Annotated in this window: 19 protein-coding genes; 9 read left to right on the top strand and 10 right to left on the bottom strand. The window is 71.0% G+C overall.

All coding sequences use genetic code 11. From position 1 onward, the window contains the following. The first annotated feature begins 283 nt into the window (after window positions 1-283). The 4 genes from recC (at window position 284) to NDR87_RS01780 (ending at window position 10,819) form a co-directional block, all read left to right on the top strand. Window positions 284-3,721, top strand: a complete 3,438-nt coding sequence (gene recC, locus NDR87_RS01795) for an exodeoxyribonuclease V subunit gamma (RefSeq protein ID WP_251909124.1) — start codon at window positions 284-286, stop codon at window positions 3,719-3,721. Beyond that, on the top strand, window positions 3,718-7,356 hold the full coding sequence (locus tag NDR87_RS01790; protein ID WP_251909125.1) for a UvrD-helicase domain-containing protein: 3,639 nt from the start codon (window positions 3,718-3,720) through the stop codon (window positions 7,354-7,356). Before recC ends, NDR87_RS01790 begins: the two co-directional genes overlap by 4 nt. Continuing rightward, the gene (gene recD, locus NDR87_RS01785) at window positions 7,353-9,236 is read left to right on the top strand and encodes an exodeoxyribonuclease V subunit alpha (RefSeq protein ID WP_251909126.1); all 1,884 of its coding nucleotides are present in this window, start codon (window positions 7,353-7,355) and stop codon (window positions 9,234-9,236) included. Before NDR87_RS01790 ends, recD begins: the two co-directional genes overlap by 4 nt. Window positions 9,237-9,325: 89 nt before the next feature. Further along, entirely contained in the window at window positions 9,326-10,819 is a 1,494-nt protein-coding gene (locus NDR87_RS01780) for an NAD(P)/FAD-dependent oxidoreductase (protein ID WP_251909127.1), read from the top strand. Here the strand turns inward: NDR87_RS01780 and NDR87_RS01775 are convergent. After that, window positions 10,816-11,496 carry a TetR/AcrR family transcriptional regulator gene (locus tag NDR87_RS01775; protein WP_251909128.1) on the bottom strand — a complete coding sequence of 227 codons (681 nt, stop codon included), beginning with the start codon at window positions 11,494-11,496 and terminating at the stop codon, window positions 10,816-10,818. The genes NDR87_RS01780 and NDR87_RS01775 overlap by 4 nt on opposite strands. 116 nt (window positions 11,497-11,612) lie before the next feature. Between NDR87_RS01775 and NDR87_RS01770 the strand changes: the two genes are divergently transcribed. Together NDR87_RS01770 and NDR87_RS01765 are read left to right on the top strand one after the other, a co-directional pair. Next, window positions 11,613-13,184, top strand: coding sequence for a succinic semialdehyde dehydrogenase (locus tag NDR87_RS01770; protein ID WP_251909129.1), 1,572 nt, complete (start codon window positions 11,613-11,615; stop codon window positions 13,182-13,184). A 25-nt stretch (window positions 13,185-13,209) separates the two neighbouring features. Next, the gene (locus tag NDR87_RS01765; RefSeq protein ID WP_251909130.1) at window positions 13,210-14,037 is read left to right on the top strand and encodes an SDR family NAD(P)-dependent oxidoreductase; all 828 of its coding nucleotides are present in this window, start codon (window positions 13,210-13,212) and stop codon (window positions 14,035-14,037) included. On the opposite strand, the gene NDR87_RS01760 is transcribed toward NDR87_RS01765, so the two are convergent. After that, window positions 14,018-14,821: a putative protein N(5)-glutamine methyltransferase gene (locus tag NDR87_RS01760; protein WP_251909131.1), complete on the bottom strand. Its 804-nt coding sequence runs from the start codon at window positions 14,819-14,821 to the stop codon at window positions 14,018-14,020. The genes NDR87_RS01765 and NDR87_RS01760 overlap by 20 nt on opposite strands. A 40-nt stretch (window positions 14,822-14,861) precedes the next feature. After that, entirely contained in the window at window positions 14,862-15,731 is an 870-nt protein-coding gene (locus NDR87_RS01755) for a YdcF family protein (RefSeq protein ID WP_251909132.1), read from the bottom strand. 208 nt (window positions 15,732-15,939) lie between these two features. On the opposite strand from NDR87_RS01755, the gene NDR87_RS01750 reads away from it, so the two are divergent. After that, window positions 15,940-16,791 (top strand): bifunctional 5,10-methylenetetrahydrofolate dehydrogenase/5,10-methenyltetrahydrofolate cyclohydrolase, encoded by an 852-nt coding sequence (locus NDR87_RS01750; RefSeq protein ID WP_251909133.1) that lies wholly within the window; start codon window positions 15,940-15,942, stop codon window positions 16,789-16,791. 1 nt (window position 16,792) lies between these two features. Here the strand turns inward: NDR87_RS01750 and NDR87_RS01745 are convergent, their stop codons facing one another. Further along, entirely contained in the window at window positions 16,793-17,308 is a 516-nt protein-coding gene (locus NDR87_RS01745; RefSeq protein ID WP_308212030.1) for a L,D-transpeptidase, read from the bottom strand. Window positions 17,309-17,577: 269 nt separating this feature from the next. On the opposite strand from NDR87_RS01745, the gene NDR87_RS37625 reads away from it, so the two are divergent. Next, window positions 17,578-18,804: an alpha/beta hydrolase gene (locus tag NDR87_RS37625; RefSeq protein ID WP_251909134.1), complete on the top strand. Its 1,227-nt coding sequence runs from the start codon at window positions 17,578-17,580 to the stop codon at window positions 18,802-18,804. Between the two features lies 1 nt (window position 18,805). On the opposite strand, the gene NDR87_RS01735 is transcribed toward NDR87_RS37625, so the two are convergent. After that, window positions 18,806-19,462 carry a cyclodeaminase/cyclohydrolase family protein gene (locus NDR87_RS01735; protein ID WP_251909135.1) on the bottom strand — a complete coding sequence of 219 codons (657 nt, stop codon included), beginning with the start codon at window positions 19,460-19,462 and terminating at the stop codon, window positions 18,806-18,808. Between the two features lie 209 nt (window positions 19,463-19,671). On the opposite strand from NDR87_RS01735, the gene NDR87_RS01730 reads away from it, so the two are divergent. Beyond that, window positions 19,672-20,709 carry an LLM class F420-dependent oxidoreductase gene (locus NDR87_RS01730; RefSeq protein WP_251909136.1) on the top strand — a complete coding sequence of 346 codons (1,038 nt, stop codon included), beginning with the start codon at window positions 19,672-19,674 and terminating at the stop codon, window positions 20,707-20,709. On the opposite strand, the gene NDR87_RS01725 is transcribed toward NDR87_RS01730, so the two are convergent. The 5 genes from NDR87_RS01725 to NDR87_RS01705 form a co-directional block, all read right to left on the bottom strand. Further along, a complete protein-coding gene (locus tag NDR87_RS01725) occupies window positions 20,706-21,038 on the bottom strand; it encodes an STAS domain-containing protein (protein WP_251909493.1) in 333 nt (110 codons plus the stop codon). The genes NDR87_RS01730 and NDR87_RS01725 overlap by 4 nt on opposite strands. Before the next feature lie 133 nt (window positions 21,039-21,171). Next, complete coding sequence (locus tag NDR87_RS01720) at window positions 21,172-23,415, bottom strand: SpoIIE family protein phosphatase (protein WP_251909137.1); 2,244 nt, start codon at window positions 23,413-23,415, stop codon at window positions 21,172-21,174. Beyond that, the gene (locus tag NDR87_RS01715) at window positions 23,412-24,050 is read right to left on the bottom strand and encodes a SpoIIE family protein phosphatase (protein WP_251909138.1); all 639 of its coding nucleotides are present in this window, start codon (window positions 24,048-24,050) and stop codon (window positions 23,412-23,414) included. Before NDR87_RS01715 ends, NDR87_RS01720 begins: the two co-directional genes overlap by 4 nt. Further along, window positions 24,043-24,441: an anti-sigma regulatory factor gene (locus NDR87_RS01710; protein WP_251909494.1), complete on the bottom strand. Its 399-nt coding sequence runs from the start codon at window positions 24,439-24,441 to the stop codon at window positions 24,043-24,045. Before NDR87_RS01710 ends, NDR87_RS01715 begins: the two co-directional genes overlap by 8 nt. A 4-nt stretch (window positions 24,442-24,445) precedes the next feature. Next, window positions 24,446-24,835, bottom strand: coding sequence for an STAS domain-containing protein (locus NDR87_RS01705; RefSeq protein WP_251909139.1), 390 nt, complete (start codon window positions 24,833-24,835; stop codon window positions 24,446-24,448). Window position 24,836: the final 1 nt, after the last annotated feature.

The following is a 24,836-nucleotide window of genomic DNA, read 5'->3' as shown; positions in this document are numbered from 1 at the left end:
ACACGCGGTGGCGAATTGCGGCCAAGTTTTCCGGCGTGGTGTCATGCATGGATTCGATTGTGTTGCTGGAAATTTGGTACTTGTCCGGCAATCCGGTCAAAGCTGTGGTGAACATCTCTTGCTGGGTGATAGCCGATCCCATACCACAAGGTATGTCGGCCGAACGCCGAGTCGTGCCGCGGTTCGGGCCGGCGGAGTTTGTAGGATCGGCCGACGACAAGCAACCACGGGGCATCCGGCCAAGAGGGTATCGAGGGCGACAGCGAGGGGAGCGAAGCGGCCGATGGCGCTGCACATCCACCGGGCCGAGCGAGCGGAGACGCTCGCCGACGGGCTCGCGGCGGTGCTGGCGCACCCGCTGGACGATCCGTTCGCCGTCGAGGTGGTCGCCGTACCGGCCAAGGGCGTCGAGCGCTGGCTCAATCAGCGGCTCGCCGGGGTGCTGGGCGCGGTTGCGGGGGACGGGGTTTCGGCGAATATCGCCTTCCCCACCCCCGCGGCGCTGGTGGCGGGCATTCTCGCCGAGGCGACCGGCATCCCCGCCGATGAGGACCCGTGGGTCCCCGGCCGCCTGGTCTGGACCCTGCTGCGGGTGATCGACGCCGCCCTCACCGAACCCTGGGCCGCCCTGCTCGCGCGCCACCTCGGCGCCGACGCGCCCGGCCGCACCCACCGCGCGGGTCGCCGCTACGCCACCGCCGCCCGCCTCGCGGCCCTCTTCGACGGCTACGCCACTCAACGCCCGACCCTGCTCATCGACTGGTCCGCGGGCCACGACACCGACGGCTGCGGCCACCCCCTCCCCGAAGACCTGCGCTGGCAACCCGAACTCTTCCGCCGCCTGCGCACCGAACTCGCCACCCCCAGCCCCGCCGAACGCCTCCCCGTCGCCTGCGCCCGCCTGCGCACCGCCTCCGCGACCCTCGCTCTGCCCCAACGAATTTCCCTGTTCGGCCTCACTCGCCTCACCACCGACCAACTGGCGGTCCTCGCCGCGGTGGCCGAACACCGCGACGTCCACCTGTGGCTGCCCCACCCGAGCCCGGCCCTGTGGGCGAAGCTGGGCACGCCTCTCGATTCCCCCGTCTCTGCGGCCTCCCGCGATTCCTCCGTCTCGGCAACCTGCCTCGATTCCCCTGCCCGGACGAAGTCCGGACCGGGGGCGTCCGTTCCCCGAGCCGCGGACGGCAGTGCGCTTCGGGTGGCGCATCCGCTGCTGGCGGCGCTGGGGCGCGACGTTCGGGAATTGCAGGTGCGGTTGGGGGAGGTCGGGGAGGCTGTCGACACCCACCATGGTGGGGGTGAAAGCTCCTCTCGCACGTTGCTTTCCGAACTGCAGGCCGGGATTCGGGACGATCGGTGGCCGCCCGAGGCGGACGCGGGGCTTGCCGATGGCAGTGTGCGGGTGCATTCCTGTCATGGGCCCGCGCGGCAGGTCGAGGTGTTGCGGGATGTGCTGCTGGGGATCTTCGCGGCGGATCCGACGGTGCAGCCGCGCGATGTGGTCGTGCTGTGCCCGGATGTGGAGAACTACGGGCCGCTGGTGCGGGCGGCGTTCGGACATTGGCAGGTCGAGTCGGGGGGTGGGCCGGGGCATCCGGCGCACGGGTTGCGGGTGCGGATGGCGGATCGGTCCTCCGGGGAGGGCAATCCGGTGCTGGGGGTGCTCGGGGATCTGCTGGGGCTGGCCGACGGGCGGGTGACGATTACGCAGGTGCTCGATCTCGCGTCGGCCGAACCGGTGCGGCTGCGCTGCGGGCTCGACGAGGACGATATCGAGCGGCTGCGGGAGTGGGCCGCCGAGACCGGGGCGCGCTGGGGGATCGGGCAGCGGCAGCGGCAGGCGTTCGGGCTGGGGGAGTTCGCGCAGAACACGCTCAACGCGGCCGTCGACCGCATCCTGCTGGGCGTCGCGGCGGGCGAATCCTCCGAGGACTGGCTGGATCTGGCGCTGCCGCTGGAAGACGTCGACTCGGCCGATGTGGATCTGGCCGGTCGGTTCGCGGAATTCACCGATCGGCTCGCGGTGATCGTGCGCGACCTGCGCGGGCCCACTCCCGCCGAGCCGTCGGGGTCGCAGCGTCCGGCGCACGAGTGGGCGCAGGTGCTGGGGCGGGCGCTGGATCTGCTCACCGACACCACCTACGCGCAGTCCTGGCAGGGTGTCGAGGCGCGCCGCGAGGTGGCCGCCGCGCTGGAGCATGCGGGCTCGGTTCCCCTGCGGCTGCCCGATATCGGGGCGCTGCTGCGCGATCGGCTGGCCGGGCGCAGCGCACGCGCCAACTTCCGTACCGGTGAGCTGACCGTGTGCACGCTGGCCCCGCTGCGGTCGGTGCCGCACCGGGTGGTGGTGCTGCTGGGGCTCGACGACGAGGTGTTCCCCCGGGCAAGCGGCATCGACGGCGACGACGTGCTCTCGCGCGAACCCCTGGTCGGTGAACGCGATCCGCGCGGGGAGGACCGGCAGCTGCTGCTCGATGCGATCATGGCGGCGCGGGAGCGCCTCGTGGTGCTGCATACCGGCGCCGATCCGGTGACCGGTGCGCATCGCCCGCCCGCCATTCCGGTGGCCGAACTGCTCGATACGCTGCGGGCGCTGACCGGTTCGCTGGACGGTGTGGTCGTCCGGCATCCGTTGCAGCCGTTCGATATTCGCAACTTCGATGCGGCCGAGCCGTTCAGCTTCGACGCCGTCGCGCTGGCGGGTGCGCGGGCCGCGACCGGTCCGATCGAGCCGCAGCCGCGGTTCCTGCCGGGGCCGCTGGCCGCGCCCGCGCGGGTGGATGTCGAACTGGCGGAGCTGATCTCGTTCGCCGAACATCCGGTGCGCGCCTTCCTGTGGCAGCGCCTGGGCATTCGGGTGCCCGAGGAAGAGGAGGAGATCGACGAGCGGCTGCCCATCGAGCTGGACGGGCTGACCAAGTGGAATATGGGCGAGCGCATGCTGGCCGCCCGCCTGACCGGTGCGGATCCGGCGGCGCTGCGGGCGGCCGAGTGGCGGCGCGGCACGCTGCCGCCGTTCGGCCTGGGCGCGGCGGTGCTCGACGAGGTGGAGAACACCGTCGACCGCCTCGTGCGGGTGGCCCGGCCGATCCACGAACTGCCTTCTCGCACACTGGATATCGCCGTGGACCTCGGTGACGGGCGGCTGCTCAGCGGTACGGTGCCCGATGTGCACGACGACGCGGTGGTGCGCACCACCTTCTCCCGGCTCGCGCCCAAACATCGCATCGCCGCCTGGGTGCGCCTGCTCGCCCTGGCCGCGACCGAGCGCAATCAGGGCTGGCGCGCGATCACCATCGGGCGCGGCAAATTCAACCGCCCCGCCTGGCGCTCCATCCTCTCCGCCCCCAATGCCGCCGCGGCCCAAGCCATCCTGCGCGACCTGGCCGAGCTGCGCGACGAGGGCCTGATCGAACCGCTGCCGATCACCCCCACCGCCACCGCCGTCTACGCCGAACGCCGCTGCCAGGGCGCGAGCATCGACGACGCCCGCCTGGCCGCCGAGCAGGAATTCCTCGGCGGACCCAACGGCCCCAAGGCATTCGGCGACCACACCGACCGCTATCTGCGCTACGTCTGGGGTCCGTCCCCTCGCCTCGACACCCTCGACACCCCGCTCACCGACCCCGACCCGTCCGGCGAAACCACCCGCTTCGGCTCCCTCGCCCGCCGCCTGTGGAACCCGTTGCTGGCCAACGAATCCCAGGGGCAGCCATGACCGACGAACTCTTCTCCGTCACCGACCTGGAGCCCACCCGCCCCAAACGCCGCCGCCCCGTCGAACCGGCCATCCGCCACACCCGCCCGGAGCCGGAGACGACGGACCTGCTGTCGTTCGCCGATGCGGCCGATCGAGACGTGACCTGCGCCCGCGAGGAATCGAGCCCCACGGCTGGGGCGGTCGTCGGCATCGAGCGCCCGGCCGTGGCCGAGAGCGAGATCGGGGGCGAAACCGCGGCGGTGGGTCCCGCCGCGGCCGGGAACGAGGATGCGGCCGCACGTAGTGCGGTGGCCGCCGTGGAAGATGCGGCGGTGCAGGAGGTTTCGCTCGAGGGGGAGCGCACGTCGAGCGGGGCGTTCGAGTTGTGTGGGCCGTTGCCGACCGGGACGACCGTGTTGGAGGCCAGTGCGGGGACCGGGAAGACGTATGCGATCGTCGGGCTGGCGGTGCGGTTCGTGGCCGAGGTGGGGGTGAAGGTTTCGGAGTTGTTGCTGGTGACGTTCAGTAGGGCGGCCACGCAGGAGTTGCGGGAGCGGACTCGGGAGCGGTTCGTGGCCGTGGCGGCGGGGCTGGGGGATCCGGTGGCGGCTCGGGAGAGCAAGGACGAGTTGATTAGGCATCTGGCGCGGGGGGAGGCGGCGCAGGTCGAGCGGCGGCGGGGGCGGCTGGTGGCGGCGTTGTCGGATTTCGATTCGGGGACGATCGCGACGACGCACAGTTTCTGTCAGCGGATGCTCGATGAGCTCGGGCTGGCGGGAGAGCACGATCCGGGGGTGCGGCTGGTCGACGGGATCGAGGATCTGGTGGCGACCGTGGTCGACGATCTGTACCTGGCGCGGTACGCGCGCGGGGGCGCGCCGTTGTCGCTGAAGGAGGCGCATCAGCTGGCGGCGGCGGCGGTGGGGGATCGGCACGCGCGGCTGGTGCCCGATGCGGAGATCGGCGATCACCCGGCCGCCGAGCGGGTCGCGTTCGCGCTGGCCGTGCGGGTGGAAACCGAACGGCGCAAACGGCTTTCGGGTGTTCGTGACTTCGACGATCTGCTGGTCCTGCTGCACGAGGCGCTGGCCGATCCGGTGCACGGCGAGCGCGCCTGCCGCCGCATTCGCGATCGCTACCGGGTGGCGCTGGTCGACGAGTTCCAGGACACCGATCCGCTGCAGTGGGACATCCTGCGCCGCTCCTTCCACGGGCACGCCACCCTGGTCCTGGTCGGCGATCCCAAACAGGCCATCTACGCCTTCCGCGGTGCGGAGGTGCTCAGCTATCTCGACGCCGTCGCGCACGCCGACGCCCGCCGCGAACTCACCACCAACCGCCGCAGCGACGCCGGACTGCTCGCCGCGCTCGACCACGTCATGGGCGGTGCGGCCCTGGGGCACAAGGAGATCACCGTCGCCCCCGTGCACGCGGTGCGCCCGCGGTCCCGCCTCGACGGCTCGGCCGAGCCACAGCCTCCGTTGCGGCTGCGGTGTTTCCGGCGCAGCGGCGCGGGCCCGCTCAACGGCGCGGGCTTCCCGGCCGTGGGCCGTCAGCGTTCCCGCGTCGCCGAGGATCTGGCCGCCGATATCGTCCGCCTGCTCGACTCGGGCACCCGCATCGACGACCGCCCGCTCGGCCCCGGCGATATCGCGGTGCTGGTGCGCACCCGATCCCAGATCGAGGTCGTCCGCTCGGCCCTGGACCGGGTGGGCGTCGCCTCGGTACTCGCCGGTGGCGCCAGCGTTTTCGCCACCCAGAGCGCCACCGACTGGCTGTGGCTGCTGCGCGCGCTGGAACAACCGCACCGCGCCGACCGCGTCCGACTGGCCGCCGCGACCCCGCTGCTGGGCCTGTCCGCGGCCGAGATCGATTCCGGCGGCGCCGATCTGGTGGGAAGACTCAGCGCGCAACTGCGCGAATCGGCCCGCCTGTTCGCCCGCGCCGGATTCGCCGCCGTCTTCGAAAAGCTTTCCGCCGAAACGCGGTTGGCCCCGCGCCTGCTCGCGGTCGCGGGCGGCGAACGCCGCCTCACCGACCTGCGCCACATCGCCCAGCTCCTCGATCAGGTGGCGCTGCGCGAATCGCTGGGCCTGACCGCGCTGACCCGCTGGCTGGCCGATCGCGTGCGAGATCCCGCCTCCGGCAGCGTCTCCGACCGCAGCCGCCGCCTGGACCGCGACGCCGCCGCCGTGCAGATCGCGACCGTGCACGCCAGCAAGGGACTGGAGTTCCCGGTGGTGTATCTGCCGTTCGCCTGGGACAGCGCCAAGAACCCCAATCCGGCCACACTGCTGTTCCACGACGGCCCCGACCGCGTGCTCGACGTCGGCGGCCCGGAGGCCCCCGGCTACGCCGAGCGCAAACGCCGCTGCGAGGCCGAGGAGTCGGGCGAGGAACTGCGGCTGCTGTATGTGGCCCTCACCCGCGCGCAGTGCCAGGTGGTGGCGTGGTGGGCGCCCGCCTACGGCACCACCTTCGCACCGCTGCACCGCATGATCCTGGGCCGTCTGCCCGGCAGCGCCGAGGTGCCCGCCCGGGCGGAGGTGCCGCTGGACGAGGCCGTGGCCGAACAGCTTTCGGCCTGGGCAGCCGCCGCGCCGGACGTGGTCGCCGTGGAGGAGGTACGCAAGATCGCGCCCGTGCGGCCGCGCTGGGACCTCGACCGCACCGAGGTCGGCGAGCTCGCCGCGGCCCGCTTCGAGCGCGCCGTCGACCACGACTGGCGTCGCACCTCCTACTCCGCGCTCACCGCCGCCGCCCACGAGGTGCACACCCCCGAACCCGACGAAACTCCCGGCAGTTCCGACGAACCCGCGGCCCCGGCCGCCGATCTCGCCGACGATCTCGAATTCACCGGCGCCGCACCGTCGTTGATGAACGATCTGCCCTACGGTGCGGAGTTCGGCACCCTGGTGCACGGCGTGCTCGAGCGCGTCGACACCGACGCACCGGACCTGGCCGCCGAGGTGTACACCCGCTGCGCGCACGCGATCGAGGAACTGCTCGCCGATATCGACCCGCACGCGCTGAGCGCGGCACTGCTCGCCGTGCTGCGCACCCCGATCGGCAGTGGCGCCCTGGCCGATATCGCCACCCGCGACCGGCTCAACGAGCTCGACTTCGAACTGCCGCTGGCCGGTGGCGACACCCCGGTCGCCGAGCGAATCACGCTGCGCCGCATCGCCGATCTGCTGCGCGCCCACCTGCCCGCCGACGACCCGTTCGCCGGCTACGCCGACCATGTCGACGCCCTCGACGATCTGCCCCTGCGCGGCTATCTGACCGGCAGCATCGACGCCGTCCTGCGCGTGGCGGGGCCGCGCTTCGTGGTGGTCGACTACAAGACCAACCGCCTGGGCGCCGGCGATCTCACCGTCGCGCACTACACCCGCGACCGCATGGCCGCGGAAATGATGCGCTCGCACTATCCGCTGCAGGCCATCCTGTATTCGGCCGCGCTGCACCGCTTCCTGCGCTGGCGGCTGCCGGACTACGATCCGGCCCGGCATCTCGGCGGCATCCGCTACCTGTTCGTACGCGGCATGATCGGACCCGAAACACCACCCGGCTGCGGCGTATTCGACTGGGACCCGCCCGTGGCCCTGGTCGAGGATCTGTCCCGACTGCTGGCCGGGCAGGTGGCGCCGTGACCTCGATCCAATTGGCGCAGCGGGCAACCGGGCTGCTGCGCACATTCAACGCGGCCGGAATCCTGTCGGCGGCCGATGTGCACGTCGCGCTGCGCCTGGGCCGGTTGGGGCGCGAGGATTGCGAGGCGGTGCTGCTGGCCACCGCTCTCGCGGTGCGCGCGGTGCGCTCGGGATCGGTATGCCTGGAACTGCCGCGCATGCACGATATCGGCGTGGACGGCGAGGGATTCGACGCCGACGACCCCGAGGCCATCGATCCCGCGACGCTGCCGTGGCCGGAGGTGGACGCGGTGCTCACCGCGCTGCGCGCCAGCCCGCTGGTACAGGGCAGCCCGGCCGGACCGCTGCGCCCGCTGCGGCTGGTCGAACCCGAGGGCGGCGCGCCGCTGCTGTACCTGGACCGGTACTACCGCCAGGAGCAGACGATCCGCGACGCGCTGACCGCACGCGCGGCGACGCATCCGCTGATCGACCCGAAAACCGTTCGCGAGCAACTGGATCGGCTCTTCCCGGATTCGCATCGCCCCGGCGAGCCGCCGGACCGGCAGCGGGTGGCGGCCGCGCTGGCCGCGACGCACTGGACCACCGTCGTCGCGGGCGGCCCGGGCACCGGCAAGACCCACACCATCGCCCGCATCCTGGCGCTGCTGGTCGCCCTGCAGCGCGCGGTGCCCGGCGCGCCCGCCCCGCGCATCGCGCTGGCCGCCCCCACCGGCAAGGCGGCCGCCCGCCTGCAGGAATCGGTGCGCGAGCAGGCCGCGGGCCTGGACCTGCCGGAACTGACCGCGGCCACCCTGCACCGCCTGCTGGGCTGGCAGCGCGGCGGACCCACCCGATTTCGCCACCACGAGTTCAACCGGCTGCCCTACGACGTCATCGTCATCGACGAGACCTCGATGGTCTCGCTGACCATGATGAGCCGCCTGCTGCCCGCCGTCCGGTCCGACACCCGGCTGGTGCTGGTGGGCGATCCGGATCAGCTGGCATCGGTGGACGCCGGTGCGGTGCTCGCCGATCTGGTGGCCGGACCCGTTGTGGGCCAGCCGAATCCGCTGCTCGACCAGGTCCTGGGCGAGGACGCCGCGGCCGCGGCGCACCCCGACGCGCTCACCGCCAGGGAACGGGATCGGTTGCGCGGGGGCATCATTCGGCTCACCCGGGGTCGTCGCTTCGGCGGCCGCATCGCCGAACTGGCGGTGGCGGTGCGGGCGGGCGATGCCGACACCGCGCTGGCGCTGCTGGCCGAGGGCGGCGCGGAACTGTCGCTGTGTGATCCGGACGAGGTCGCCGATGTGCGCGCCGACGTCGTCCGGGCGGCCCGCGATTCGACAGCGGCGGCCGAGCGGGGCGAGGCCGCCGCGGCGCTGGCGGCGATGGAATCGCATCGGCTGCTGTGCGCGCACCGGCAGGGTCAGTTCGGCGTGGAACGCTGGGACCGGCTGGCGGCGGGCTGGGTGGCCGCGGCGGGTATCGGCGTCGATGCCGGTGCGGGACAGTGGTTCGCGGGCCAGCCGCTGCTGGTCACCGCCAACGATCACGAGGCGCGCATCTACAACGGCGATACCGGTGTGATCGTGCGCGCCGGCGACGGCACGCTGCGCGCGGCGCTGCAGCGCGGCAGCGAACCGTATCTGGTGCATCCCACCCAGTTCCCGGGCGTCACGACGGTGTACGCCATGACGATTCACCGCAGCCAGGGCAGCCAGTACGGCACGGTCTCGGTGGTGCTGCCGGGCGCGGAGTCGACGCTGCTGACGCGGGAACTGCTGTACACGGCCATCACCCGCGCCCGCCACCGGGTGCGGGTCATCGGCACCGAGGACGCCATTCGGGCCGGAATCGGGCGGCGCGTGCTGCGCGCGAGCGGATTGCGCACGTAGTCGGCAATCCGTGCCGGAGCGCATATGCGGATGGTTAGGCTGGAAGCAGGGGTACCGGTCGGATCTACGAGAGATCGAGGGTTCGGAGCATGACCAGTGCGATGGAGCACGTCGATGTGCTCATTGTCGGTGCGGGGCTGTCCGGAATCGGCGCCGCGCATCATCTGCAGGACGCCTTTCCGGGCCGGACGTACACGATCCTCGAGGCCCGCGACGCCATCGGCGGGACGTGGGACCTGTTCCGCTATCCGGGGATTCGCTCCGATTCGGACATGTTCACCCTGGGCTACCGATTCCGCCCCTGGCTGGGCGAGAAGGCGATCGCCGACGGGGCGTCGATCCTGGACTACGTGCGCCGGACCGCCGCCGAGGCGGGTATCGACCGGCACATCCGCTTCGGCCATCGCGTCGAGCGGGCGGACTGGTCCTCCGACGACCAGCACTGGACCGTGACGGCCCGGCGGACCGACACCGGTGACACCATCACGCTGACGGCCGCCTTCCTGTTCTGCTGTTCGGGCTACTACCGCTACGACCAGGGCTACACCCCGGAATTCGCCGGGCGCGACCGCTTCGCGGGCCCGATCGTGCATCCGCAGCACTGGCCCGAGGATCTCGAGGTCGACGGGAAGCGGGTGGTGATCATCGGCTCCGGCGCGACCGCGGTCACCCTGGGGCCCGCGCTGACCGAACTCGGCGCGCATGTGACGATGGTGCAGCGCTCGCCGTCCTATGTGCTGTCGGTACCGACTCGCGACGATTTCGCCGATCGGGTCCGCCGGATGCTGCCCACCCGCCTCGCCTATACGCTGGCGCGGGCGAAGAACATCGCGGTCACCACCGCGATCTACCAACTGTCGCAACGGCGTCCGCAGCGGATGCGGGCCTGGATTCGCGGGTTGCAGGAGCGCTGGCTGCCCGAGGGATACGATATCGACACCCACTTCAATCCCCGCTACAACCCGTGGGATCAGCGGATGTGCCTGGTGCCGGGTGGCGATCTGTTCCGCGCCATCCGCAAGGGCAAGCTGGACATGGTCACCGACGAGATCGAGACCTTCACCGAATCCGGCCTGACGCTGGCCTCCGGAGCCGAGGTCGACGCCGAGATCATCGTCACCGCAACGGGTCTGGATCTGCTCATCTTCGGCGGCATCGAGCTGAGCGTGGACGGCGCTCCGGTCGACGTCCACGCGGCCATGGCCTATCGCGCGATGATGCTGTCGGATGTGCCGAATTTCGCCTACATCATCGGCTACACGAACGCCTCCTGGACGCTGAAGGCGGATCTGGTGTGCGAGTACGTGGTCCGGCTGCTGCGCCATATGGACGCGCACGGGTACGGCGCGGTCACCCCCGTGCGCGACGAATCCGTCGGCGCCACACCGTTTCTGCCGAATTTCAGTGCCGGATACGTGCTGCGCGCCGCCGACCGGTTCCCGATCGCCGGTGACCGCAAGCCCTGGCAGCTGCACATGAACTATCTGCGTGACCTGCCCGGCTTCCGCTACGGCCGCATCGCCGACCGTGCGCTGCGATTCACTCCCGCCCGCGCGCGGGCGGCGGCGCGCACCGCGAGTTAGCCGGTGCCCTCGAAGATTCCCGGAATCGTCAGGGCCAGTTCGACATCCTCCCGGCGGCCCAGGGTGACCAGCACGCTGCGGATCATGGTCAGGCGCGCGGCGGCCAGCTCCGCCGGCGCGGGGTCGGCGGCCGACAGCCGGTAGACCACGAATTCGCAGACCTGCAGGGCGGTGTCGAGATCGAGCGTCGCGGGCGCGGGACGCCCGAGTTCGGCGAATTTGGCGCGCACCAGCGCCCGGATATCGTCGAAGGCCTGCTCCCGGTAGGCCGATACCGGTGAGGCCGGATCGTGCAGTTCGGCGAAGACCGGCCGCAGCATCGGGCCGTGCCCGCGCGCCCAGTCCAGATACGCGTCGATGAGGCCGATGCCCAACCGCACCGGCTCGTCCGAACCGGCCAACGCCGCCCGGATCCCGCCGACCAGGCCCTCGTTGGACGCGGTGAGCAGCGCGTGCAGCGGCTCCTCGGCGTTACCGAAATAGCGGTAGAACGTCGGGCGGGACAGGCCCGCGCGGTCGATGATGCGGGCCACGCTCAGCCCGCGCGAGCCGTGCTCGGTGAACACCGCGGCCGCTGCCAGCACGATCTTGGCGCGCACCTCGTCGGCCTGCTCGGGCGTCTGGGGTGGTCGGCCGCGGCGCGGACTGTGCGAAGTGACCACCGCATCGCCCGGCATCTGTGGATCCTCCTCGACGTCTTGACAGAGCCTGTGCTCCCGATATTAATCTAACATCGGTGTTAAGCTAACACTGGTGTTCAATAAATTGAACGCCTGGACCGAGAGGGCCGACAATGACGACCGCCCCACATCCGGCCCCGGCCGACGCGCTACCGCGTCCGCTGGTGCAGTCCCTGCTCGCGCACGCCGTGGCCGGGGGCGCGCCAGCGGTGGAGATCCTCGCCCCGGCCACCGGCCGCCCGATCGCGGAGCTGCCGCAGTCCTCGGCCGCCGATATCGAGCGGGCCTTCGACACCGCCCGGCGCGCACAGCGCGAGTGGGCGAAAGTGCCGCTGCGCGAACGTATTTCGATCCTGCGCCGATTCCACGATCTGGTGCTGGCCGAGCAGGACGCCATCCTCGACATCGTGCAGCTCGAGACCGGCAAGTCGCGTGTGCACGCCTTCGACGAGGTGGGCGATGTGGCGGTGAACGCGCGCTACTACGCGGCCGCGGCGGAGAAGTTGCTGGCCACGCGCACCCCGCGCGGTGTGCTGCCGGTGCTCACCCGGGTGGAGGTCCGGCACCGGCCCAAGGGCGTGGTCGCGGTCATCTCGCCGTGGAACTACCCGCTGGCCCTGGCCGCCTCGGACGCGCTGCCCGCACTGGTCGCGGGCAATGCCGTGGTGGCCCGCCCGGACAATCAGACCGCGCTGACCGCGCTGTGGGCCATCGACGCGGCGCGCCGCGCGGGGCTGCCGGCGGGTTTATGGCAGGCGGTGCTCGGGCGCGGTTCGGTGATCGGTGGCGAGGTGATCGGGCGGGCCGACTACGTCGACTACACCGGCTCGAGCGCGACCGGGCGCACCATCGCACGGCAGGCCGGTGAGCGGCTGATCGGATACTCGCTCGAATTGGGCGGTAAGAATCCGCTGCTGGTGCTGGACGACGCCGATGTGTCCGGCGCGGCGCGGATCGCGGTGCGGGCGTGTTTCGCCTCGGCGGGGCAGCTGTGCGAGTCGATCGAGCGAATCTATGTGCACGACAGCGTGTACGAGCGGTTCGTCGGCGAATTCGTCAACCGGACAAGGGGATTGCGGCTGGGCTCGGCGCTGGACTACTCCTACGAGATGGGATCGCTGACCTTCCCGCGCCAGATCGACACGGTCACGGCGCATGTCGAGGATGCGGTCGCCAAGGGCGCGACCGTGCTCGCCGGAGGGCGGGCGCGACCGGATCTGGGTCCGTACTTCTACGAGCCGACCATTCTCGAGGGCGTGCGCGCGGGCATGACGGTGTACCGCGAGGAGACCTTCGGACCGGTGGTGTCGGTGTATCGGGTGCACAGCGACGAGGAGGCGGTCGAGCAGGCCAACGACACCGCCTACGGCCTCAATGCCAGTGTGTGGAGCCGGGATACGGCCCGCGCCCGCGCGGTCGCCGCGCGCATCCGGGCCGGTTCGGTGAATGTGAACGAGGGTTTCATCGCCGCCTGGGGCAGTGTGGCCGCCCCGTCGGGCGGGCTGGGGATCTCCGGCAACGGGCGGCGCCACGGCCCGGAGGGGCTGCTGAAGTATGTCGACACCCAAACGATCGCCGTGCAGCGGGCGGTGCCGATCGCGCCGCTGCCCGGCATGTCCGAGGCGTTGTGGGCCAAGACGATGACGCTGTACTTCGGTGTGATGAAGGCGTTGCGGCAGAAGTGATGTCGCGTTGGGAAAGGATGCGGGTATGGACACGGTAGCCGGTAGGACGGTGTTGATCACCGGTGCCGCGATGGGGCTCGGCAAGTCCTTCGCCGAGCAGGCGGTGCGCGAGCGGGCGGCCGATGTGGTGCTGTGGGACGTGAACGACAAGGCGTTGAAGGAGACCGCGGCCGAGCTGGAGGCCGTGGGCGGCAGCCGGATCCACGCGTATGTGGTGGACGTGTCGGATCGGGACGCGATCGCCGCCGCGGCGGCCACGGTGCGTTCCGAGGTCGGTGACGTCGATGTGCTGATCAACAACGCGGGCATCGTGCGCGGCAACGGCTACTTCTGGGAGACCACCGATCGCGCCGACATCGACAAGACCATGGCGATCAATTCCCTTGCCCCGATGTACATCACGCTGGAATTCCTGCCCGCCATGGTCTCCCGCCGCACCCCGGCGCGGGTGCTCAATGTCGCCTCCTCCGCGGGTCTGGTGTCCAATCCGCGCATGAGTGTCTACGCCGCCTCCAAATGGGCGGCGCTGGGCTGGTCGGATTCGGTGCGCCTGGAGCTCGAGCAGTCCGGCAACGACCACGTGAAGGTCACCACCTTCTGCCCGACCTACATCAACACCGGAATGTTCGAGGGCGCCAAGGGCTTTCTGTTCACGCCGATCATCGAGCAGGACGAGGCCGTCGGCACCGCCTGGGCGGAGATGAAGAAGGGGGCGGCCCTGGTGGTGATGCCGTGGACGTCCCGGCTCAACCGTGCCATCTCCGGCCTGCTGCCCCTGAGAATTCGCGACTTCTATCTGAACGCGGTCGGGGTGTACCACTCGATGGACGAATTCACCGGCCGGAAGCGGTGATTCGGGTTCCGATGACGACGGTGGCGTAGCCTTCGTCGGATTCGGCGATGGTCGGGGTCAGGCCGTGGTCGGTGAAAACGCGCGCGGCCGTGGGCGCCTGGGTCCGGCTCGTCTCGACGAACAGATGACCGCCCGGCGCGAGCCAGTGCGCTGCCTCGGCGGCGACCCGGCGGACGACATCCAGGCCGTCGGTGCCGCCGTCGAGGGCCGAGCGCGGCTCGTGCTCGCGTGCCTCGGGCGGCATGTGGGACACCTCCTCGGTCGGGACGTACGGGGTGTTGGCCAGCAGCAGGGTGATTCGGCCCGCCTGGTCGGCGGGCAACGGCGCGAACAGATCACCGTGGCACACGGTCGCGTCGAATCGGGCGAGATTGCGGCGGGCACACGCGACGGCGGCGGGTTCGATATCCGCGGCGACGAGTTCGACCGGGATCCGCGCGGCGGTGAGCTCCGTCGCCACCGCGAGGCCGAGCGCGCCCGAACCGCAGCACAGGTCGAGGACCACGGCCGGGGCGCAGGCGCGGGAGACCGCCTGCTCGACCAGGAATTCGGTGCGCCGCCGCGGCACGAACACCCCGGGCGCGACCGCGACCCGCAGTCCGCGAAACTCCGCCCAGCCCAGCAGATGTTCCAGCGGAACGCCGCGGATGCGCTGGGCCACCAGATCCTCCAGCTCCGCCTCGGACGAGGCCGCCGCCGTCAGCAGGTGGGCCTCGTCCTCGGCGAAGACGCAGCCCACCGCGCGCAGCCGCGCGACCAGGGAGTCGATATCGGGAGCGATCACCGGCCCATTGTCCGGACCGGCGCGCCCACGGCCAAGCCGATTACCGGGCGGCCGGGAGCAGGAAGGTCCGGGTGGCGTCGAGATAGATGCCGCGCTGGGCCGCGCGGTTCGGCGGCGGGAGCTGGGTGATGATCTGGTCCAACGATGTCGTCGCACCGACCACGCGGGTGCCGGCGACGATGAAATCGGCGACCGCGCGGCGGATGTGGTTGGGGGAGGTCACCACCACCGCGCTGTCGGCCCCGGCCGCGCGCAGCATGCGGGTACCGAACAGGGCGTTCTGCACCGTCGAATTGGCGCGCTCCTCGACGTGGATGCGCTCGGCCGGAATGCCGTGGCCGATCAGCCAGCCCGCCATCGCGGCGGCCTCGGAGACGCCGCCCTGCGGATTGCCACCGGTCACCACGACCGGCGCCCAGGGCGCGGCGATTGCCTGCACCCAGGCGGCGGTGAGCCGCCCCACCAGCTCCGGGCGCATGGTGCCGTCGGGCAGCAGGCCGTAGCCGAGCACCACGATGCCGGTGTGCGGGCCGATCAGGGCGGGCAGCGGATTGGGCAGGGTGCCGACGGCCGCGGCGATCGCGCCGAGCACCGTGCGGGTGCCCTCGGCCATGCGCGCGTCGAGCCCGCCGAGGCGGGTGAGCGCGACCTCGCGGGTGATCACGTCACCGGTGTAATCCGACCAGATGGCCTGTAGGGCGAGCGCCTGCGTATCGGTGGGGTCCTGCACGAGCAGCCGCCCCAGCGCGGCCAGGCCCGCGGATTCGTTGCCGTCGAGGAAGTTGGTCTGGGCGGCGTTGTAGAGGGGAGCGAGGGATTCGGCGGCCGCGTTCGGCGCGAGCGGCCCGGCGAGGGCGAGCGCGGCGGAGGAGGCCGCGACCAGATATTTGACCTGCCTTGCGATCTTCACAGCAGTCGACACCTTTCCCGGAGAACGGGTACCGCACGTGTTGCTGATAATTGGCTCGAGGATGATCAAGACCACGATACGGCCCGCGGGCGCGCCGACCCGGGATTTCCCGCCGGTTGATTCGCGCACCGCCGCGGTAGCGGATCGGTAGCAGTTGGCCCCGCGCCGGGATCGGCCGCCGCGACCGCGCCCGATAGGGTGTCATTCCGTGGACACGACCTCGCTGACCGGCAAACAGCTCGCCGCCGACCTCAACGCCGACACCAAGACTCGCGCCGCCGCGCTCGCCAATGCCGGGGCCGCGCCGCGGCTGGTACTGGTGGTGGCCAATGACGATCCGGCCAGCGGGTGGTATGTGAAGTCGCTGCAGCGCGCCGCCGAGCGGCTCGGCATCGCCTGCGACACGGTCGATCTCGGCGCGGAGGCGAGCGCCGATGCCATCCGCGCCGAATTGAGGAAGCTCAGCGAGGATCCCGCGGTGGACGCGGTCATGCTGCAGACGCCGCTGCCGCCGGGCGTGGGGCTGGCCGAGGTCGCCTCGGCCATCGCCGCCGCCAAGGACGTCGACGGCGTGAGCCCGCAGTCACTGGGACTGCTGGCGGCCGGACTGCCCGGCTTCGCGCCCGCCACCTCCCAGGCCGTGGTGGAGTTGGCGAAGTTCCACCGGATCCCGCTGGCCGGGCGGCATGTCGCGGTCGTCGGGCGCTCGAATGTGGTCGGTAAGCCGCTGGCTCAGCTGCTGCTGGCCGAGAACGCCACCGTGACCGTATGCCATTCGCGCACCACCGATCTGCCCGCGGTCACCGCGGCCGCCGATATCGTGGTGGCCGCCGCCGGGCGCGCGAGACTGATCACCGCCGAGCATGTACGCGAGGGCGCGGTCGTGCTCGACGTGGGCACGAACGAGGGCCCCGACGGCAGCATCGTCGGCGACGTGGACGCGGAGTCGGTACACGGCAGGGCGGCCGCGCTGAGCCCCGTCCCGGGTGGGATCGGACCCGTCACGACCGCCCTGCTGATGCGGCATGTGGTGCAGGCCGCGGAGGCGGCCCGCGCCTGATTTACCAGTGCAGCCGGACCACGTCGCCGACCTGGACGACGTCGTAGAACCAGGCGGCGTCGTCCGGGCTCAGGTTGATGCAGCCGTGGCTGACATTGCGCTTACCCTGATCCCCGACCGACCAGGGCGCGGAGTGCACGAACACACCGCCCCAGGTCAGGCGCTCGGCGTATTCGCCCTTCAGCAGATAGCCCTCGGGGGAACTGAGCGGGATGCCGATGGTGCGCGAATCGAAGGTGGTGCTCCGCAGCTTCTCGATCACCGGGAAGTCGCCGACCGGTGTCTCGAAGCCGGGCTTACCGAACGAGGCGGGCATTACCCGCGGAGGCTGGCCGGGCGCGAAGACGGTGAAGGTGTGCGCGGACATATCGCCCTCGGCGATGATGCCGCCGGCGCGGACCTCCGTCCGGAGCGCTCCGGGTTCGGTCGTGGGATTCGCGTGGGCTGTGCCGGACATGACCGCCGCCAGGGCCGCGATCACGAGCGCCAGGAACATATGCCGGATCATGTTCCGCATGGCTTCCACCCCTTCGAGTGGTCGATCGTCAAACTGTCATTCTCTGATCATGGTCACGCCGCTGCCCGAACAGTGCTGACTTCGTGACCAAAACATCGCATGTCACACCGGTTATAGCAACGATGTATCTGCTATAGCCCTACCCCGTTCGGATGGGGTTAACCGGACGTACCGGGCGCTGGTGTTCCGTGTCACCCGAGTTCGCGCCCGGTGCGCCCGTAGCATCGGACTGCGGGGTGTGTGGTGGCGGAGCGATGGAGGGTGTGAGTGTGACGGTGCGGACCGAATCCGGCGCGTCCGGGTCGATGCTGTGGGCGGTGTGGCGATCCCTGCTGCTGACCGTCGCGGGAGTGCTGGGCCTCGCGCTGGTGCTGGCGCAGCTGTTCGCGGTGGTGCCGGTGTCCTGGACCGAGCCGCTGCTGCGGGTGCCGCTGCTGCAGGCGGCGATCATGGGGCTGGACTGGTTGCGCGACGTGTGGGGGTCGTGGACCCTGGTCGTCGCCGTCGCGACGGTGGTGCTCACGCTGTTCGCGGTGCGCGGCAGGCGAACTCGCTCGGCGCGCGCGGTGGGTGCGGTGGTCGCGCTGGGCCTGGTGCTCACCCTGATCACCTCGATCGGTCTGATCCTGGCCGCCCATCGCGAGACCGGGCGCTGGATCCTGTTCGGGCCGCCGCTGCCGCAGATCGTCGATGGGCGCGGCCCGGACGAGACGGTCACCTACGCCACCCTCGACGGTGAGCCGATGCGTGCCGATCTGTATCTGCCGCGCAATGTCTCGGGCCCGGTGCCGGTGGTGGTGCGCATCCACGGCGGCGGATTCGTCGGCGGCAGCCGCGGGCCCACCCCGTACAACAGCTGGCTCGCCGACCGGGGCTACGCCTTCGTCGATATCGACTACCGGCTCTCCAGTTCGGCGCGGCTGCGCTGGGACACCGAGGACGCCGATGTGGGCTGCGCGCTGACCTGGGTCGCGGCGCACGCCCAGCAGTACCACTGGGATCCGAACCGGCTGGCCACCTTCGGCGATTCGGCCGGTGGCAATCTCGCGATCAACGTCGCCTACAAGATCGCCAATGGCACGCTGCGGCCCAGCTGCGGCAGCGCGGCCGAACTGCCGCGGGTGCGGGCGGTCATGGCCGACTATCCGGCCGTCGACCTGACCGGATCCGAGCGCGACACCGCCGAGGGCAAGCGCGTCGGCCGCGAATATCTGGGTGGTCCGGCATCGGAATTTCCCGCGCGCTACGCCGCCACCGACTCCGCGCCCCAGATCGGCCCGAACTCCCCGCCCACGCTGCTGCTGCAGGGCAAGTCCGATCACCTCGTCTTCGCCAGCCGCACCAAGGCCTTCGCGGACAAGCTCACCGCGGCGGGCGTGGCGAACCGCTACGTGCAGCTGCCGTTCTACGACCACGGCTACGACGGGGTGGCCAATCTCGGCGCGCAGGTGGGCCGCGACGTCGTGCTGGACTGGCTGCGCCGCTACGACGGATAGATCAGCGCGCGATCGCGGTGACCACGTCGGCGTGCAGGGCGTCGGCGCGGGCCAGGATCTCCTCGACGCGGCGCAGCACGGGCTCGAACTCCCCGGCGTGGTGGTCGGCCAGCGAGGCCACGTTGATGGCGATATTGAGCTGGGAGCTCGCGGCCGCCGCGCGCGCGGCGTCGGCGGCCGCGCCGATGTCGGTGACCACATTGGGATTGCCGATGGGCAGCAGATCCGTTGCGAGGGAGACGATCTCGTCGGCCTCGGCGACCACCGCGGCGGGTACGCGGGCGGCCTGCAGCAGGGCGGCCTCGATGGCCCGCGCGCGGGCCGCGTTCTCCGCGTCGGTGGTCTTGGGCAGCTTGTAGGCCGCGCCGACGGCGGTGAACGCGGCGGCGTCGGCATCGGCCAGGGCCAGCGCGCGCCCGCGGGCGGCGTCGGCGGCGGCGAGGATGCGGTCGATGGCGGGCCGGTTGTCGGCGTCCTTGGCGCGGGTGGTGTACCGCGCGACCATGGCGACCAGCGCCGCGCCCTGGGCGGCGTGCAGGGCCGCGACCGCGCCGCCGCCGGGGGCGGGGATCTTCGCGGCGAGATCGTCGAGATACCGGCCGATCGTCGACGCGGCGAAGGTGGTGCTCTCCGGTGACGACGCGGTGTCGGCGGTCATGGGTGTGCGGCCTCCCGTGGCAATGATCGGAATGTGGTTCGCGGACAACCGTACCGGCCACCTCCGATCCCTCCACACCCGCGCCGTGTTCGCGGCCCTCTCGCCGTTGCGCGGTCGAAGCGCACGTCTCGACCGCGCAACGGCGAGACTCGGGGGCCGTGAACACCGCCGGAGCGAAGCGGAGGCCGAAAATACAGTAGGTTCGATAGATGCGTATCGGATTGGGCATCAACTATGCGGGCGGTTTCAAAGAGGTGGCGGCGGAGGTCGCCGATCTGGAACGCGCCGGGCTGGACATCGTCTTCGTGCCCGAGGCCTACTCGTTCGACGCGGTGAGCGCGCTGGGCTATCTGGCCGCCAAGACCGAACGCGTCGAGCTGGCCTCGGGCATCCTGCAGCTCTACACCCGCACCCCCACCCTGACCGCGATGACCGCGGCGGGCCTGGACTACGTCTCCGACGGCCGCTACATCCTGGGCCTGGGCGCGTCCGGCCCGCAGGTCATCGAGGGCTTCCACGGCGTGCCCTATGACGCGCCGATCGGCCGCACCCGCGAGATCGTGGAGATCTGCCGCAAGGTGTGGCGGCGCGAGCGGCTGGAATACCAGGGCAAGCACTACCGGATTCCGCTGCCCGCCGGGCAGGGCACGGGCCTGGGCAAACCGCTCAAGCTCATCAATCACCCGGTGCGCGAGCGCATTCCGGTGCTGCTGGCCGCGCTGGGACCCAAGAACGTGGAACTGGCCGCCGAGATCGCCGAGGGCTGGCAGCCGATCTTCTTCCTGCCCGAGAAGGCGAACGACGTCTGGGGTGAGTCGCTGGCCGCGGGTAAGGCCAAGCGCGATCCGGCCCTGGGCGAGCTCGAGATCTACGCCGGACCGGCGTTGGCCATCGGCGAGGACGTCGAGCCGCTGCGCGAATGGGTCAAACCGCATCTGGCGCTCTACATCGGCGGTATGGGCGCCAAGGGCAAGAACTTCTACCACGCCCTGGCCACCAAGTACGGCTACGGGGCCGAGGCCGATCGCATCCAGGAGCTGTACCTGGCGGGCAAGAAGGAGGAGGCCGCCACGGCGGTGCCCGACGATCTGGTTCGCGACGTCTCGTTGATCGGCCCGGCCGGTTTCGTGGCCGAGCGGGTCGCGGCCTTCCGCGAGGCCGGGGTCACGGTTCTCAACGTGGTGCCGATGGCGGCGACCCCGGCCGAGCGGGTGAAGCTGGTCGAGCAGTTGCGGGAATTGATCTAACGCAGCGCGGCCAGCGCCTCGTCGAGAGTGGGGAACAGGGCGAAGACCTGATCCAGGTTGGTCATCTTGAGCTGGCGGCCGGTGGCCGGTCCGTCGGCGACCACCGCGATCCGGGTCGACGCCCCGGCCCGCTGATGCGCGGTGACGAGCGCGGCCATGCCCGCGGAGGCCAGGAAGGTCACCTGCGACAGATCGATGATCAGGGCGGCGGGCTTGCCGCCGAGCGTGGCCTCGATCGCGTTCTCGAGCGCGGGAGCAGTCGCCAGGTCGACCTCACCGGCCACCGTGAGCACCGTCGCTTCGTCGTGCACCGCGACCGAGGTGGTCATCGTGTCGGCGAGGGGATACGCGTCTCCGGAAGTATTGGTCACATCAGCCAATCTGCCATGAACCCGCTCCGCGCGCTGCATCGTGGCCCGGATTGATGGCTTATCCGGACCAAACCGTCACTGTCGGTGCGGGTCAGATGCGGCTCGCCGGGGCCACCGAGACCGCGGGCAGCTGGGCGACCATGCGGACGCGGGTGCCGACGCCGACGTGGTCGATGGTCAGTTCGTCGGACAGGGCGCGCATCATGGCGATGCCGCGGCCGCGGTTGCCGGGGTCCTCGGGTTGCGGACGCCAGCTGCCGGTGTCGGCGATTTCCAGGGTCACCCGGTTGATCGTGCAGTCGGCGGTGAGGGCGACGCGGCCGGGGGAGCCGTCGAGGTAGGCGTGTTCGATGCTGTTGCTGCAGGCCTCGTTGGCGGCGGCGACCAGGTCGGCGGCCAGCTCCTGGGGGACGGCCGCGGCGGCCAGCCAGGTGGTCAGTTCGCGGCGCATCGCGGCCAGCCGGTGCGGTTCGGCGGGGACATCGATGTGCAGGGCGCGCGGGGGCTGGCGGTAGACGACCATGGCGACGTCGTCGTCGTAGCCCCCGGCGGGACGCAGTCGCGACAGCACCGCGTCGGCCACCTCGCGCGGCAGCTGCGGTGCGGCGCTGGACAATTCGTCGGCCAGTTCGTCGAAGCGCATATCGATATCAATGCCGCGCTGTTCGACCAGTCCGTCGGTGAAGAGCACGAGGGTCGAGCCGGGCGCCAGCGCGGTGGTGGCCTCGGGGCGGCGCGGGGGATCGAAGGTGGCCAGCGGCACGGCACGGCCGCCCTCGAGCAACTTGCCCTTGGCATTCGGCTCGGCCAGCACCGGGGGCATATGCCCGGCACTCGAATAGCGCACGGTGCCGCGCGCCGGATCGAGGACGGCCGCGCACACGGTCGTGCACATCGCGCCCGGGATGCGGGCGGCGACGGTGTCCAGCTCGGCCAGCAGCTGCGCCGGGCCCGCGCCGCGCAGCAGCAGAGCCCGTGCGGCCGTGCGCAATTGGCCCATCACCACCGCCGCGGACAGTCCGCGGCCGACGCAGTCGCCGACCACGATGCCGATGGCGCCGTCGCGCAGCTGCACCACGTCGTACCAGTCCCCGCCGATCTCGAGCGGCGGCAGCGCCGGTTCGTAGTGCACCGAGAACCGCGGCGGCAGCTCGATCGGGCCGAGCATGGCCCGCTGCAGCGTCAGCGAGGTGGCGCGCGCCTGATCGAAGTTGCGCGCCCGCTGCACCGCCAGACTCAGATGACCCACCAGCAGCGAGAACAGCACTCGATCGGCGGCGCCGATGGCCCGGGGCGCGGCGAAGCGCAGCCACAGCGCGGCGTCCCCGGCCTCGCCGAGCGGCGCGACGATGCCCTCGGAGCTGGCCCCGCCCTCGGGAATCACGAAGACCGACCGGCCCGGCTGGGTGCGCACCCGATCCAGCAGGGCCCGCGCCCGCGCGTCGAGCACCTGCCGCGACACCGTCGCGGTCGCGGTGCCGTCGGATTCGTTCACCGAACCCGCGACCGGTCCGGAGACATACAGATTCGGCGGTCCCTGCCGATTCGGCCACACCGACACCACCGCGGTCTCGGCATCGGTGGCCCGGCGCAGCTCCTCGAGCCCGACCGAGAGCACCTCGGCCACGGTGGTGGCCGCGGCCACCGCAGTCGCCAGCCGCGACACCGCCTGATCGCGCGCCTGCGCGTCGTGTTCGGAGGTGACATCGCGAATGGTGCCGACGTAGACCCGCTCCTCGTTCTCCGGCTTGAGCACCGAGGAGGTGCTGACCGCCAGCCACAGCCGACGGCCGTCGCGGTGGCGGATCGGCATCACGAACCGCGCCGCCTCGGTGCCCAGATCCGGATATTCGCTGCGTTCGTGCGGCGACCACGGATGCGGCAGCTTGTACGGAACCCCTTCGGGCCCATAGCCGGTCAGCGCGCCGAAGGCGGAATTGACCTCGGTGACGGTGCCGCGCGCGTCGGCGACGAAGAAGCCGTCCTGCAGCGATTCGACCAGCGCGGTGCGGAAGGCGTCACGATCGGCGAGATCCTCGGCGCGCAGCCGCTGCAGCTCGTAACTGCGGGTGCTGTCGAGGAATCCGCGCGTGGCCACGTCGAGCGCGGCCAGGGTCTGCAGCAGGAATTCCAGCGCGGCCTCGGTGTCGGCGATGTCCTCGCGGTCGAGCAGCCGGAAGTGGTGCTCGGTCAGATCGAGGATGCTGACGCCCTCGACCAGCGCCCGCCGCCCGAGTTCGTAGCCCTCGGCCAGGGTGATCTGGCTCGGCGAATCCAGGTGCAGCCGAAGCGCATTGGCGTATGCCTCGCGGAAGGCCGCCAGCACCGTGCTCATGGCAGGGCCTCACCGGGACTGTGCCCGCGGTGCCGGGCCGCCAGAACCAATGCGTCGTCGGTGTCCTTGGTGTGCCCGGCGAGGATGGCCGCGGTGATCTCCGAGGTCGGCTTGGCCAGATCGATGCCGTCGACGAAATCGCTGACGATGCCGTCGGTGCTCATCAGCAGCAGATCACCCGGCCGCACCACCACCGTCTGGGTCTGCAGATTGGGCGGCAGCAGATAGCCGACGATGCCGCGGGTCAGCAGCGCGCTCGCCCGGATGGTCGGCTTGACCGGCCCGGCCGCGATCACGCGGGAGTCCACATTGCCCACGCCGAGCCAGTGCAGCCGGTCCGCCGCGTCGAACAGCGCCAGCGAGACCGCCGCGCCCCGGGTATCGGCCATCGCCCGATGGCACAGCACCATCAACACATCCAGCGGTTCGGCCCGGTTCTCCGAGAGCACCTGCGCGGCGCGGTCGGCGGCCTCGGCGGCCGCGGTCCCGTGGCCGAGCCCGTCGAGCACCGCGAACAGCGCCGATCCGCCGCCCGCGTCGAGCACGATCGAGCGATCGCCCGAAACCCGCTGTCCCGGCAGCGCCCGGCCCGCGACGGCCCATTCGATCTCGCCGATGTGCCCGTCCTCATGCACTGGCGGGCACCCACTTCCACATCTCGACCAGCGTCCCCTGACCGGGCGTCGACTCGATGATCAGCCGATCCATCAGCCGTCGCGCACCCGGCAACCCCAGACCGAGCCCGTGCCCGGTCGAATAGCCGTCCTCCAAGGCCCGGGCGATATCGGGAATGCCCGGCCCCTGATCCTGTGCCTGCACGACCAGCGCCCGCCGCCCCTCGCGATCCTCCACGGTCACTCTGATCTCGCCGGTGCCCGCATAACTGGTGATGTTGCGGGCCACCTCGGAGATCGCCGTGGAGATCATGGTGATGTCGGTCAGCGTGAACCCCAGTTTTGCCGCGAGTTCTCGCCCGGCCTGTCGTGCGGTCACGATGTCGTTGGACATCTTCACCGCGATCACCATGTTGTCAGCGGTCACGATCACGACCGTCTTGCTGTCGGCGGCTGGGCAGTTTTCTGTTGAGCCAGGCCAGGCCCTCTTCCAGGTCGAGGGCGGTGTGCATGTCCTCGAAGGTCAGACCGAGCTGCACCATGGCGAACGCCACCTCGGGCTGCAGGCCGACGATGACCGTCTCGGCCCCGCGCAGCTTGGTCATGTGCGCGATGGTACGCAGCGAGCGGGCGGCGAACGAGTCCATCACGTCGATCGCCGTGACGTCCACGATGATGCCCTGTGCCCGATATTTGCTGACGAACTTCATCAGGTCGTCCTGCAGCCGTTCGGTATCGGCGTCGGTCAGGGCCGATTGCACGGAGGCGATGAGATAGGTGCCCTGTTTCAGAATGGGTACCGGCATG

This window comes from Nocardia sp. CDC159 (genome assembly GCF_023740735.1).
GTDB lineage: Bacteria > Actinomycetota > Actinomycetes > Mycobacteriales > Mycobacteriaceae > Nocardia > Nocardia pulmonis.
Note: the sequence above shows the minus strand (reverse complement) of the source record. Positions and strands in the feature narration are given on the sequence as shown.

Bases quoted from the DNA above. Each gene is read 5' to 3' on its own strand.
- NDR87_RS01745 (WP_308212030.1), bottom strand. From the start codon at position 17,308: ATGCGGAACATGATCCGGCATATGTTCCTGGCGCTCGTGATCGCGGCC.
- NDR87_RS01725 (WP_251909493.1), bottom strand. From the start codon at position 21,038: ATGACCACCTCGGTCGCGGTGCACGACGAAGCGACGGTGCTCACGGTG.
- recC (WP_251909124.1), top strand. From the start codon at position 284: ATGGCGCTGCACATCCACCGGGCCGAGCGAGCGGAGACGCTCGCCGAC.
- NDR87_RS01790 (WP_251909125.1), top strand. From the start codon at position 3,718: ATGACCGACGAACTCTTCTCCGTCACCGACCTGGAGCCCACCCGCCCC.
- NDR87_RS01780 (WP_251909127.1), top strand. From the start codon at position 9,326: ATGACCAGTGCGATGGAGCACGTCGATGTGCTCATTGTCGGTGCGGGG.
- NDR87_RS01765 (WP_251909130.1), top strand. From the start codon at position 13,210: ATGGACACGGTAGCCGGTAGGACGGTGTTGATCACCGGTGCCGCGATG.
- NDR87_RS01770 (WP_251909129.1), top strand. From the start codon at position 11,613: ATGACGACCGCCCCACATCCGGCCCCGGCCGACGCGCTACCGCGTCCG.
- NDR87_RS01710 (WP_251909494.1), bottom strand. From the start codon at position 24,441: ATGGTGATCGCGGTGAAGATGTCCAACGACATCGTGACCGCACGACAG.
- NDR87_RS01705 (WP_251909139.1), bottom strand. From the start codon at position 24,835: ATGCCGGTACCCATTCTGAAACAGGGCACCTATCTCATCGCCTCCGTG.
- NDR87_RS01735 (WP_251909135.1), bottom strand. From the start codon at position 19,462: ATGACCGCCGACACCGCGTCGTCACCGGAGAGCACCACCTTCGCCGCG.
- NDR87_RS01730 (WP_251909136.1), top strand. From the start codon at position 19,672: ATGCGTATCGGATTGGGCATCAACTATGCGGGCGGTTTCAAAGAGGTG.
- NDR87_RS01775 (WP_251909128.1), bottom strand. From the start codon at position 11,496: ATGCCGGGCGATGCGGTGGTCACTTCGCACAGTCCGCGCCGCGGCCGA.
- NDR87_RS01720 (WP_251909137.1), bottom strand. From the start codon at position 23,415: ATGAGCACGGTGCTGGCGGCCTTCCGCGAGGCATACGCCAATGCGCTT.